The sequence below is a fragment of the Streptosporangium nanhuense genome, assembly GCF_059358815.1.
The window spans coordinates 122365-135112 of record NZ_JCADBG010000016.1 but is presented as its reverse complement, the minus strand read 5'-3'; the positions used below and the strand labels follow the sequence as shown (position 1 = coordinate 135112).

The 12748-nt window shown below is 60.8% G+C and carries 12 protein-coding genes and 1 pseudogene; 10 read left to right on the top strand and 3 right to left on the bottom strand.

Annotation, left to right across the window (positions count from 1 at the left end; translation table 11 throughout):
- Nucleotides 1-71 precede the first annotated feature (71 nt).
- From AC5L38_RS28430 to AC5L38_RS28405, 6 genes and pseudogenes are all read left to right on the top strand, one after another.
- A complete protein-coding gene (locus AC5L38_RS28430; protein ID WP_495245890.1) occupies nucleotides 72-503 on the top strand; it encodes a very short patch repair endonuclease in 432 nt (143 codons plus the stop codon).
- Nucleotides 504-641: 138 nt separating this feature from the next.
- Entirely contained in the window at nucleotides 642-2978 is a 2337-nt protein-coding gene (locus tag AC5L38_RS28425) for an ATP-binding protein (protein WP_495245889.1), read from the top strand.
- Nucleotides 2979-2985: 7 nt separating this feature from the next.
- Nucleotides 2986-4650: a DEAD/DEAH box helicase family protein gene (locus tag AC5L38_RS28420; protein ID WP_495245888.1), complete on the top strand. Its 1665-nt coding sequence runs from the start codon at nucleotides 2986-2988 to the stop codon at nucleotides 4648-4650.
- 4 nt (nucleotides 4651-4654) lie between these two features.
- Nucleotides 4655-5251: a hypothetical protein gene (locus tag AC5L38_RS28415; RefSeq protein ID WP_495245887.1), complete on the top strand. Its 597-nt coding sequence runs from the start codon at nucleotides 4655-4657 to the stop codon at nucleotides 5249-5251.
- 600 nt (nucleotides 5252-5851) lie between these two features.
- Nucleotides 5852-6772, top strand: a complete 921-nt coding sequence (locus tag AC5L38_RS28410; protein ID WP_495245886.1) for an HNH endonuclease — start codon at nucleotides 5852-5854, stop codon at nucleotides 6770-6772.
- 281 nt (nucleotides 6773-7053) lie between these two features.
- Nucleotides 7054-7879: pseudogene (locus AC5L38_RS28405) on the top strand (IS5 family transposase).
- A gap of 231 nt (nucleotides 7880-8110) precedes the next feature.
- On the opposite strand, the gene AC5L38_RS28400 reads toward AC5L38_RS28405, so the two are convergent.
- Together AC5L38_RS28400 and AC5L38_RS28395 are read right to left on the bottom strand one after the other, a co-directional pair.
- The gene (locus tag AC5L38_RS28400; protein ID WP_495245885.1) at nucleotides 8111-8314 is read right to left on the bottom strand and encodes a DUF397 domain-containing protein; all 204 of its coding nucleotides are present in this window, start codon (nucleotides 8312-8314) and stop codon (nucleotides 8111-8113) included.
- Nucleotides 8315-8319: 5 nt separating this feature from the next.
- Complete coding sequence (locus AC5L38_RS28395) at nucleotides 8320-9177, bottom strand: helix-turn-helix domain-containing protein (RefSeq protein WP_495245884.1); 858 nt, start codon at nucleotides 9175-9177, stop codon at nucleotides 8320-8322.
- 775 nt (nucleotides 9178-9952) lie between these two features.
- On the opposite strand from AC5L38_RS28395, the gene AC5L38_RS28390 reads away from it, so the two are divergent.
- The gene (locus tag AC5L38_RS28390; RefSeq protein WP_495245883.1) at nucleotides 9953-10423 is read left to right on the top strand and encodes a hypothetical protein; all 471 of its coding nucleotides are present in this window, start codon (nucleotides 9953-9955) and stop codon (nucleotides 10421-10423) included.
- A gap of 202 nt (nucleotides 10424-10625) precedes the next feature.
- Nucleotides 10626-11036 (top strand): ATP-binding protein, encoded by a 411-nt coding sequence (locus tag AC5L38_RS28385; protein ID WP_495245882.1) that lies wholly within the window; start codon nucleotides 10626-10628, stop codon nucleotides 11034-11036.
- A gap of 110 nt (nucleotides 11037-11146) precedes the next feature.
- On the opposite strand, the gene AC5L38_RS28380 is transcribed toward AC5L38_RS28385, so the two are convergent.
- A complete protein-coding gene (locus tag AC5L38_RS28380; protein ID WP_495245881.1) occupies nucleotides 11147-11884 on the bottom strand; it encodes an AAA family ATPase in 738 nt (245 codons plus the stop codon).
- Nucleotides 11885-12163: 279 nt separating this feature from the next.
- Between AC5L38_RS28380 and AC5L38_RS28375 the strand changes: the two genes are divergently transcribed.
- Nucleotides 12164-12481: a hypothetical protein gene (locus AC5L38_RS28375; RefSeq protein WP_495245880.1), complete on the top strand. Its 318-nt coding sequence runs from the start codon at nucleotides 12164-12166 to the stop codon at nucleotides 12479-12481.
- A gap of 104 nt (nucleotides 12482-12585) precedes the next feature.
- Complete coding sequence (locus AC5L38_RS28370; protein ID WP_495245879.1) at nucleotides 12586-12732, top strand: hypothetical protein; 147 nt, start codon at nucleotides 12586-12588, stop codon at nucleotides 12730-12732.
- The last annotated feature ends 16 nt before the right edge of the window (nucleotides 12733-12748 follow it).

The following is a 12748-nucleotide window of genomic DNA, read 5'->3' as shown; positions in this document are numbered from 1 at the left end:
CTCGCCTGGCAGATAGCTATCGAGCGAGGATTTCTCACAGCAGACTCTAACCGCGGGGCAGGGCGAGTTAGATGAAGGAATCATGGGCATCTACTTCAGCTGTACGCGCCGTTATGCAAGGCAACCGCGGTCGCGATACTCGTCCGGAACGAGCTCTCCGCTCAGCTACTCATGCTCTGGGACTGAGATACAGAGTCGGGATCCGTCCGCTCCCGAAGATCCGAAGGACAGCGGATCTCGTGTTCACCAGGGTGAAAGTCGCGGTTTTCCTCGACGGCTGCTACTGGCATGGCTGTGAGGAACATTACCGTCCATCGCGGCAGAACGCGGAGTTTTGGTCCTCTAAGATCGCGGCTAATCGGAGTCGTGACCGGGAGACCGATCGTCTGCTGAGTGACGAGGGCTGGGAAATCATACGCATCTGGGAGCACGAGGATGCCGTTGAGGCAGCCGTTCGGATAGCGAAGGTAGTGCGCCAGAAGCGAAATGCGCGTCCCGAGTGATTCGAAGCTCGCGAGTGTCCTGACCTTGTCGGCAGCCGAGCCATAACTTTGACATCACCAAGGCTAGCCATGAGATCCTCAAGGGATGTGTTCTTCGATGTTGGTTGCTGCTCCTCTCCTACACCGGAGGGAAATGTGATGTCCCCCGCTAAAGTCAACGTACAACCACATGGGCGTATTCTGTCGGTCCTCGGCGACATCGAGTTCGCGCAGTGGCAATGCATCTCCGAGCTAATCGATAACGCGTTCGATGACTTCCTCGCGCACGACGACATGAGAAGCATAGGCAGACGGCCCGCAGTCGCCGTCTCACTTCCCGGGCGAAACAGCGACCCACGAACCGCCGAGGTGTGGATCCGCGACAACGGCCGTGGCATGAGCCTGGAGACGCTGACGAACGCCGTTCGCGCGGGCTGGACTAGCAATAGCCGGTATGGCTCCTTAGGTCTCTATGGGATGGGATTCAATATCGCGACCGCCCGTCTAGGCCGGATAACAACAATTAAGACGACGCGCGCCGGAGACCCCTCATGGACTGTCATCACGCTCGATCTCGTGCAATTGGGTCGGGGCGACGACTATACCGTTCCCGTTAGATTCGAGCCCAAAGACGACATAGACGAACACGGCACGCAGATCATCATCGGCAAGCTGAAGACCGATCAGTGGGACGCACTATCTAAGCAAGAGGCACGCATTCGGGATCAGTTGGGCGATGTCTACGGATACCTGCTCCGCGAGCGTGACTTTCTCATCACCGTAAATGGCAAGAAAATCCAGCCACGCCTACCTTGTGTCTGGGATGCCTCACGGTCGGTTATTCGGCATGGCACCGAGATCCCCGCGATCACCCAGATCGATCGGACTCTCCCTCCAGCGAACGCCTGCATGGACTGTGGCTACTGGAACAGGGAGCAGATCGAGCGTTGCGATGAGTGCGGCAGTACCCGGTTGGAGCTGCGCGACCGCCGAATTTGGGGGTGGATTGGCATCCAACGCTACCTCCATAAGACCGACTATGGCTTCGATTTCCTCCGCAACGGGCGGAAGATATTGATTCGCGACAAAAGCCTCTTCGGGTGGGTTGACCCTGATGGGCTGGATGATTCGCTCCCCGAATATCCGATCGACTCACGACAGCGACGCGGACGATTTGTCGGCGAGATCCACTGCGACCATGTGCCGGTTAACTACCAAAAGAACGCCTTCGAGTATGACAGTCCGGAGTGGCGTGCCGTTGTCCGGCTACTTCGTGGAGATGGGCCCTTGGGAGAGAAGGCTGCACAACAGCGGGGTTACCCAAGAAACACCAGTCCTTTGGCGACCATCTACACGGGATACCGCCGCGAGGATCCGGGGCTGAAGTACTTAGTACCGGGTGACGGGAAGCAGGTGCTCTTCGACAAGGCCGTCGAATGGGCCAAGCGATTCCGCGATGGTGATCCTGAATACCGGACCGATGAGATTTGGTACCAAGCCGCTTACCAGCATGATCATCCAGTCACGCCCGAACCTGAGCCCGCTCCTGACGACATCTTTGATGAGATGGGGCTTGGTGGTGACGAGCTCGACCTCGGCGAGGATTCAGGTACGCCGATCTCTGGACAGCCTGAAACACCATCGGATCCAGTACCACCTTCAGAAGAGACTCTGGATCAGCGATTGGCACGATATCGGGACCGTGCGACGAAGATCGTCGATATCTCGGGCCGGTACGAGGCTTCCGACTTGGGAAGTGTCGACCTTACCGCTTGGGCCATCTCCGAAGCCTCTTTGAAGGACGCGGCGGAGAACTCCGTCCCTGTCTTCGCGCAGATGATTCGCGCCCCCAAGCTAGAGATCTTCATCGCGGCTAAGCACCCCCTTCTCACCGAATACGGAATGGAGATGCGCGACCTCGTCATGGTCGAGCTCTCTGAGTTCATGCGCATTCGCTGGAGCTCTACTGGTCGTGACCCTAAACCCTTGTCAATCGTGTTGTCCGACATCAAAAGCAGGGCAACCGACCAGAAGGTGACGGTGGATGTCCTGGCAACCCGCGCCGGCCGACTGCTCGATCGGATTCGAGAAGCAATGCAGCGTGAGATCAAAGGTTCTCCAACTGGATATTGGGAACTGCTCCAGGAATCCGACCGCCTCCTCGCGCAAAGGCGGTTCGCGATTGAGGGCGGAGATGCCGCTTGGGACGCCACGATTGGGTCTGGAGACTTCGCGCTGTTCCTTCCTCCCAGCGCCATCGTCCGGCTATTGGAGAGGAGGCCTGAAGCGTTCTTGGATGGGAAGGTCTTCAAACGCCAGTTCCTCGGTCTCAGCGACGATACCTCGCGGTCGTTGATCGTCTCTCGGCTGGTTGGGTACGTTAGTGACCTAGCATTGCTTCTTCAGCACCAAGGAGCCCGTTTCGGCCTCGCCGAGCTTCAACGAGCACGGCTGAGCTGCGTACTGATCGAAACCGAACTCGCGGACTCGGAGTAGGGGTGCCATGGCCGGAGGCTTCCTCGATCCCGCCTTCCTTCTCGAACTAGGGCCGAATCAATTCCCTCGGCAGATCGAACGGCTGCTCTGGCACATCGGTTTCACTGATGTCGTTAATATCGATGGCTCCGGGGACGAAGGCGGTGACGTCATCGGTCGATATAAGGGGCATCAATGGGTTCTTCAATGCAAATGGAAGATGCGTGGAGCCGTTGGCGCGATGGCGGTCGATGAGGTAGCCCGAGCTAAGGACGTCTATCGCGCTGCGAAAGCGGCAGTGATCACGAACACTCGCATAAGCGCGGACGCCACCCGTCGTACCGATCAGCTCGCCTTGGTCTCGCCACGGATTCAGCTCTGGTCCGGCACCACCCTGAGTAGGGCCTTTGAACGGGCCTCAGAGCGATTCGGCAAGATCGAATTCCGCCCCTATCAGAGGGATGCCAAAGACGCTCTCAATTACTCGTTGGAAAACACTGGTCGCGCATTGCTCATCCTGGCCACTGGCCTGGGCAAAACGGTCGTCAGTGGCGAAATTATCAATGACCACCTTTCTCAATTCGCACATGACCAGGTCCTTGTCACCGCGCATACCAAGGACCTGGTCGATCAGCTCGAACGCGCACTATGGCGCCACCTACCCAAGGGGACGAAGACCCGGTTAATGACCGGGGAGAGGAGGCCAGACGACCTTAGCGGGGTCACATGCGCAACGCTGGAAAGTGCCCTATTCGCAGTGCGACGCGGATATCGGCCAGGTCTGATCGTTGTAGATGAGGCTCACCATGTTGGGGAGAACGGCCATTACAGTGAACTTCTTGAGACTTTGTCCGGCTCCCGCCATCTCGGCGTCACCGCCACTCCCTGGCGGGGCGATGCGTATGACATCACCCATCGCTTCGGCCCAACGGCATTCACCCTCGGCATTGAGGAGGGAATGAAGCGTGGCTATCTCACTCACGTCGATTACCGTCTCTTCGCCGATAACCTCGATTGGGACGTCGTACGGCACGCAAGCGAAAACTCTTACAGCCTTGGCGAGTTGAACAGCAAGCTCTTCCTCCCCCAGCGCGATGAAGCAATTCGAGATGAACTCGCTGCGGCCTGGGGAGGCATACCCAACCCCCGCGCACTGGTCTTCTGCCGAACTATCGAGCACGCTGAGCGCATGGCTGACCTTCTCCGTCGTAACGGGCGGTGGTCCAACGCGCTCGCCGTTCATGCTGCTCTCACTAAGCGAGAACGTCAGTCACGGCTACTAGCTTTCCGATCCGGCGCTGTACCCATCTTGACCTCGGTAGACATCCTCAACGAGGGTGTAGATGTTCCTGACGTCAATATTCTTTGCTTCGCAAGAGTCACCCATAGCCGGCGTATCTTCGTGCAACAGCTCGGCCGAGGGCTGCGACTCCGCGATGGCAAGAGCCGCGTCGTCGTACTCGACTTCGTCAGCGACCTACGTCGGATCGCCGCCGCGTTGAGCATCAAAAGAGAGCTTGAAGCGGGAGACACCGAAGTGCTCCGCGACCTAGACCACTCCACCGTCGAGTTCTCTAACCAACGTGTAGGGGCGTTGATGGATGAATGGATCAAGGATGCGGCTAGCTTGGAGACCGCATACGATGAAGCTCGGCTGCAATTTCCAGATCCTTACCTGAACTCCGGCTGGTGAAACCTTGTCCGAGTTACCTGAACCGATCCGCGATCAAATTATCACCGAGCTCTACCGCCAGGCCGACGAACTGGACTGGGAACTCCTATCCACTACACAGAAGAAAATTCAATATCGGAAGTGGATTGAGGATCCTCGCGTGGGTGGTGTCCTCGGAAGTTTCTTCGATGAGCACCGCATGGGGACCTGGATTAAGGATACCCCTATGAAAGAGTATGCCCGCGCACAAGAGGGCTTCGGCACTATGGCAAAGTATGCACGAAGTCAGTTTCCTGGGCCTGACAGTCTAATTGAGCGCGCTCTTGGCAGAGGGTGGAAGCTGGTCGATGACAGCATAAACGAGAAGCCTATGAACTGTCTTGCCACAGATGGTAGTCGTAACCGTTATATCTGCTGGGGACGCCCGAATACTTTTCGCGACCTCGTTTGGGCTGCACTCAATAAGGCTATCACAATGCCTGAAAAGCCTTTGATAATTGTCGCCTTGCAAGATGGCATAACCCTCTCTGAGCCAGAAAAAGTAGCACAAAGAGCGATCGCCTCACATTGTGGGATCGATGTCAATTATATTCATCGCGAACTTAGGCGCTTGCCTTGTTAGATTGTGACACAGAAACAATTTTGCATTATTAGTAGATGCCTGTTTCGTTGATACTGTGAGCCTTTCCCATCGTATTTCGCGAAGTTGAAGAACGAGGATCGCTTTGACAACCGAGCTGCCCGAAGGGGGTAGCACTTCAGCTTCCACAGTACACACCGACTCTTCGACTGCGCGTGCGTCTACCCTCCAGGCCTACACAGGCATGGGGCCTTTACGGTTTTTGGCTCCGGCACGAAAGCAGTGGCGCCGCCGCCACGAGAGCAGGAGTCGCGGCGCCTATGCCGCAGGGCGAAGTCTTCGGTGTTCGGTACCCGTAGGACTGGTCCGGCGGGGTCGATTGCACGCGCAGCACGGTGGTGAGCGAGACGGCCATGGTCAGCTGGGCGGCATTGCCGCCTCAGCCGGCCGGCCCAGTATCACTCTAACGTCCACAACCAGCATCTTTAGGCCCGATATGCGCTGGGCGTGAAGTTCGGCCGCTCCTGAGACCTACTTCCAGAACGTCTATGGTCGGTAGTGTTCGATAACCTTGAACGCAGTTGTGTCGCTTCTATGGCATATATGGGCATAGGACGACGTTCTGTGAGGCGAGGTGGTCAAGTGACGGCTTGGTTAGTGATCGCGGTGGACAAGCGCAAGCGCGCCGGCGACGGGTATGACGATGACCCATCCCACCACTACAGCTGGGATGAGCGAGTGCCGAACGCCACAGCGATTGCAGTCGGTGATGTGATTGCATTATGGGATACGAAGAACCTGCTCGGGCTATCGGTCATCGAGTCCATCGAGGTTGGCGAAGGTGAGAAGAATCTCAAGTCCTGCCCGTTCTGCGGTCGGGCGGATATCGCTTCCCGCAAGAAGATGACCCCCGAATACAGGTGCTGGAAATGCAAGAAGGAGTTTGATCAACCGGTCACTAAGCGTGTGACGGTTAAGACTTACCGTAGCCATCATGAGGCCGGATGGATCGACCTTTACGGCAGCATATCGGGTGCTGAATTGCGCGAGCTGTGCGAGAAGGCTGGGTCGCAACTGAGCCTCAGGCGGCTGCGGTGGGATGATTTCCGAGAAAGGATCGAAAAAGGAAAAACTCGAACCCCGTTAGGCATCGTCGACAGCACCCAAGAGGTCATCACTGGCGGACATCGCGAGGCTACTGTGCGAGTACGCGTCGGCCAGCCTGGCTTCCGCCGGGACCTGCTGGACACCTTCGGCACAGTGTGTGCGTTCACCGGCCCTGGCCCCGAGCAGTCTTTGGAAGCAGCCCACTTGTACAGCTATGCCGCCAATAGCAAGCATTACAGAAGCGGAGGCCTATTGTTACGCCGCGACCTTCACCGGCTATTCGATCTTGGACTCATCGCGGTCAATCCTGAGACGAAGAAAACAGACGTGTCCAGAGAACTCAATATCTTCCCTGATTATGCGCGGCTGCATGGCGAGCCGCTAAGCGTCGTGCTAACCACCGGCCACCTCAAGTGGCTTTCCGAGCATTGGAACATGCATCGAATCCTCGCATAGGCGGCTATATTCACATACTCAAATTGACTATGTGAAGTATCATAATTAGGTTCCGCCGCTACGGCTATCTTCTTCGACTCCAAGAGGAAATCTCACCGAGTGAACAGGACAGTTTAACTTGGCTAGGGCTTGTCGAGTGCCTGAAGATCCACATGCGCATACCCAGTCGACAGATCCGCCCCAGCTCCAGCAAAACCCGTACAGGCTACTTAGAGCGCCTAACAGAATGAGTTCGACTGTGCTTTGATCTCCCGCGGTAGCGACGGTGAGAGGGGTGGCAGGTGGCGCGGCTGAAGCCGTGGGAGGTCAGCGACGAGTTGTGGGCGGTCATCGAGCCGCTGCTGCCGAAACACCGGCGTCGGGCCCGCTGGCCGGGGCGTAAACGGCTCGATGACCGCCTGGCTCTGCAGGGCGTGTTGTTCGTGCTGCACACTGGGATCGCCTGGGAGCATCTGCCGCAGGAACTGGGGTACGGCTCGGGCATGACGTGCTGGCGTCGGCTGAACGAGTGGCACAAGGCAGGTGTCTGGCAGCGCCTGCACGAGGTGCTCCTGGCCCAGCTGCGCGCCGCCGATGCTCTCGACTTCTCCCGGGCCGCAGTAGATTCTTCGCAGATCAGGGCGTTAAAAGGGGGGCGCAGACCGGCCCGAGCCCGGTCGATCGAGGACGAGCCGGCAGCAAGCACCACCTGATCACCGACTGATCACCGACGCCACCGGCATCCCGCTCGCCGTCATTCTCACCGGCGCCAACCGCAACGATGTCACCCAGCTTCGCCCGCTGCTGGAGGCCATCCCGAAGGTCTGTGGCAAGCGCGGCCGTCCACGGCAACGTCCCGACGTCGTGCTCGCCGACCGCGGCTATGACCATGACAAGTACCATGATCTGGTCCGTGAGCTGCAGATACGCCCACTCATCGCTCGACGCGGCACCGGACACGGCTCTGGCCTGGGCAAACACCGCTGGGTCGTGGAACAGACGTTCGCCCTGTTGCATGCCTTCCGCCGCCTGCGCATCCGCTGGGAAGTCCGCGCTGACATCCACGAAGCCTTCCTCAAGCTGGCCTGCGCACTCATCTGCTGGCGACGCCTCAACTCATTGCGTTAGGCGCTCTTAGCTGCGGACAAGTTCGGACTAGGTGAGGCTCAGCCATTTGCGAGTGCCCTCTACGCGCGTTCCCGCCTCTCTGTCGCCGGATCCAGTGAGAGTATGACCTCACAATGGCCTGCCTTTAAAACAAAAACATCTCCCACGAAATCGACCTTCACCGGATTCCGAATACACTCTGCGGTAGAGTTCACTTTCGCAGGAGGCTTATAAGAACTGTCGGCTAGCTTATCAGATCTCGAATGATCCATTTTTGATACCACCGATGAAGGTCTGCCATTCGGCGCTGGCAAAGTGTAGCACTGGCCCGTTCGGATTCTTGCTATCCCGTACGGCACGGCCGCCGCCAGGAAGCTCTGCCGTCTCTACGCAGTTGTCCTGCTGGGCGCTCTGGCTGCTCTTGTGCCAGGTGAGTACAGGGGTGATTCGGCCCACAGTTGTTACCTCTCCTCCTGCTGTAATTGATCAACCAGGGCAGTCACATGGCGTACGGACTGATTGACGGTCAGAGCAGCCGCTACCAAGCGATTAAATATGAGCGTATACGCCTGAACCTCCTCTGGCCGCTCCAAAAAGAGATTGTCTGTCGGCGTCTCCAGGTAGACGATCGACGGATCCAGGTCGCCCACGAAGTCCAAGATGACGAACCCGCTGCCCATCGCCGCGTGCGCACCAATTGAGTCAGGTAGCACCTGGACAGCGATGTTCGGGCGCATCGCCATGTCAGCAAGATGGCCGAGTTGTTCCGCCATAACCTTGGGACCACCGACCATCTTCCTCAGCGCCGCCTCGTCGATGACGGCCCAGATCTGCGGCGGGTTGTCACGGCTAAGGATTGCCTGCCTAGCCAGACGCGCCTCAACACGACGCTGAACGGCGGTCTGATCAAGAACCTGTCCGGCTTGGAAGATCGCCGTGGCGTAGTCAGCTGTTTGCAGCAGGCCGGGGATGGTCACGAGCTCGACGGTGCGGATCTGGGTCGCTTCTGCCTCGAAGCCGGGGAGGCTGCCACCAAACACGTCCTTGTACTTGGCCCACCAACCCCTCTCTCGCGACTTCCGGGCAAGATCGAGTATCGCCTCATGCACGACGGGGTCGACGACGTTATATAGGTCGAGCAGGAGTCGAACGTTACCGATATCAGGCAGAACCCACTTATTTTGCTCCATATGAGTGAGACGGCCACGCGACCATTCCAAGCGTCTGGCGACCTCATCGTGGGTGAGACCGGCCTGCTCACGTAGCCGAATGAGCTCGGCGCTCAGACGTCGCCTTTTGACAGTCGGACTACCGGTCATCTGCCCTCTTCTCGCACGTTAAGTAAGCAAATCGCACAAGCCGCCCGCCGAAACTAGACAATACCGGCGATGAAATTTTGGCCTTGAAAATTCTGCGGTCGACCATCACTATGTGAAGAGTATCCATCACCCAGAGTGATCTAGGTGCGACTCTCACCTAACGCACCTTTTGAAACTCTTGAGAGCAGTCCCTCGGAGATGGCGGCCCGATGTGGGCCAGGAGCTCGGTTCGTCCGCTGCCATCACCAAGCTGAGGACGCTCCAGAAAACGGTTCTGCCAGACGAATGGCGTCGTCTGGCAGAACCTCGACCGCACTCTGGAGGTGCGACCTGTGTCCAACCCTAATAGAACCCCAAAGATCATCCGGGTCCGCTGGCATGCCGAGCAGCCGCCCTCGCCCCTGGGGTGTCGCTGGTGCGGCCACCCCCCGTACGCGCACGACGCCGCCAGCCTGCCGCATCGGCCCGGTCATCTGTGGGAGCAGCCCACTCCGGTCCAGGTCCGTACCCGCATGACGGCCCGGCGTCGTCTCGGGCTCTGCGGTCGGCTGCCTTCGGCCGTGCCCCCGGTGCAAGTCGCACCTGCCGCGCCGAACCCGTTCACCACCGTGACCGCGCGCCCGACGAGCCGTCCCTTCGCGAGTTCTCCCACAGGTAGGGGACGCCATGTGCGACCGGCCGCGCCGTCGTACGGGCAGCCGTCGTACGGACGGGAGTCGCCGGGTGTACGGCCCTGGCCGGGCAGGCGCGAGGCGTATCGGAAAGGGGTGACGGCATGAGCGCACCACACGTCGAAGCGACCGCCGGAACAACGGAAAGCCTCTCCTTCGAGCGCGGAGAAGGGGAAGGCGACACCGGTGCGCCAACGCTCCGGTTCATCGGTTGGTGTCTCTGGTACGGCAAGGCCACCGAACGCTGGTGGGCGCTCTCCCCCGCCTGGTGCCGGGAGCGCGTCGGACTGATCGAGGCCGACGCCTTCGCCGAGCTGGTCGCGCGGATGCGGCACGTCGAGGACTTCCGTCCCCACCTCGCTCCCGAACAGTGTGAACGGCCACGGCGTCCTCTTCCCGGGACGGGCCGCCGAACGGCCGTTCCAGAGCCGCGGCCCGAAGGTGTCGACGGCACCGAGGACGTCAGGGTCGCGGAAAGGGACGCCGAGGGCGGGAAGAGCATCGCGATCACGAGGAAGGGGGGTGGCGGGAATGGCAGGACGACTCCTTTCCGTGCTCGTCGGCGTGTTCGCTGACCGGTTCCGGGCGACAGCCGACGACGCCACGGAACCGGCCCAGGCGGGTCCGGCCCAGGCGGGAGCGGTATGGTCGCCGCACCTGGGCCACGTACCCGGGTGGTCGACGCCCTCGGATCACGCGGGTCACGCGGGTCACGCGGGTCACGCGGGCCATACGGGTCACGCGGGCCATACGGGTCACGTAGCCGCGAGCTCTCCGGTGATCTCTCAGCGGTTCGGGGCCACCCGCGACCAGGTCAGGTCCGCGCGAAACTTCGTCGCCGGGATCCTCGGGGGCGACCACCCGCTGTACGACGACGCCATGCTCCTCACCAGCGAACTCGCCACCAACGCCGTCGAGCATTCAACCCAACCCGATACCGCGGGGGACGATACGGGACCGGGCGAGCGGGCACGGGAGTTCGTCGTCACGGTGGCCTTCGTCCCGTACGGCGTGCTGGTCACCGTCCAGGACCCCGGCTCCGCGCGGATCCCCTGCGTGAGGAACTCCGGGCTGGACGCCACGGGCGGCCGGGGACTGATGCTCGTCAACGACCTCGCGACCCGCTGGGGCTTCCATCGCGACGGCACCGGGACCGTCATCTGGTTCGAGCTCGGCTCACCCGGCTGAAAGCCCCGGCAAGGCAGATGGGCCGGTGTGACGGTACGAGCTCTGGAGGTATTCGTACCGTCACACCGGCCCATTCGGATCGATCTCCGGGACATCGTCCGTGAAGGGGGTCAGCCGTCGCCCCGGTCCAGGGCGTGGCGCAGGTAGAACTCGGGCTTGGCCAGGTAGCGGCGCCAGTGGTCGACCACTTGGAGCTTGTCCCACTCGGTGGTGTGGATGCCTTGGTCATCGAGTTCGAGGATCTGGGCGCCGGGCAGGCTGGCGAGGATCGGCGAGTGGGTGGCACAGATGATCTGGCCGCCCTCGCCACGCACCCGGTCCATCAGGCTGAGCAGCCGCAGGCACGAGGTGAAGGACAGGGCCGCCTCCGGCTCGTCCATCAAATACAGGCCGGGGCCGGTCACCATCCGTTCGAGAACCGTGAAGAATCCCTCACCGTGTGACTGCTCGGTGAGGTTCTCCTCCCAGTAGCCGTACAGGCCGGACACGTTGTTCCCCAGGTTGAACAGGGTTTCGGCGCGAAGGAAGAACCCTCGCCTCTTGAGCCGGGTGCCGTGGATGAGCCGCAGTCCGAGCGAGGTCAGCTCGACGTCCAGGACCTCGCCGAGCGGGGTGGCCGCGGGTCCCCTGCTGGCGTACTTCGTCCCGGCCTTCCCTCCCTCGGAGTTGATCCGGCACACGTCTGCGACGGCCTCGACGATCGTGGACTTCCCCGAGCCGTTCTCCCCCACCAGGAACGTCACCGGGGCGGTCAGCTCGACGCCGTCGACCAGGTGCGCGACCGGGGGCAGGGTGAACGGCCATTCGCTGGGGTGGGGGTTGGGAATGCGCAGGTTTGTCATCAGCATCGTGGTCAGTATCGCCGATCGTGCCGGAGTAGCCGCTCGGGTACGGACGGGATCAGCGCGGAGAACCATCCTCAGCCTCTCTCGAACACCGTGGATCCGGCGGCGTGACCCCGGTACGGCCGGCATCCCGCGTCCGGCCTTGATCGGTGCCGCCGGGATGACTAGCCTGATCGCCGTGCTGCCGGAAGGCGGGGCCGAGGCGATCGCGCCGCGCGGGAGGGGCCCCGGCCACGACGAGCCGCTCGACCACGCCGCCATGGAGTTGGGGACCGACTGACGATGAGCGCGGAAGAGGATTTCAAGCGGGTCGGCGCCGAACTGGCCGACCTGGGTGTGGGGATCTCCAAGATGATGGGGAGTCCCTCGCTCAAGGATCAGGCGGGAAAGGTGTTCGCGAGCCTGCAGCGCGACGGCTCGATGGTGTTCCGGCTGGTCAGGGAGACCCCCGAACACACAGCCGCGCTCCAGCTGGCCGGTGCGTCCCTGTTCGACCCCTCGGGGCGGGGCCGGGCGATGAAGGACTGGGTGGTCGTGCCCCACTCCTCGGCCGAGAAGTGGACGGATCTGGCCGAGGCCGCTCTCAGCCGCCCACGCTGACCACACGGCGATCGGCAGGCCGGTCGAGAGTGTGCGTGGTTTTGTCGGACGTTTGCGGCAGGCTACCCGCGACCGGCCGGAATTGGATCTACCTGGGGACGCACATGGCGCGCATGCTCCGCGGCATCGACGACGAGGTCTACGTGCAGTACGGGCTGTTCACCCTGTCCGGCACCGACCTCGGGGAGTGGAGCACTGGGCTTCGATGCGGGTCGATCCTTCCCCCGAGCCGACCTTTGAGGAGTGGCTGAGCTGGACAGAGAAGAG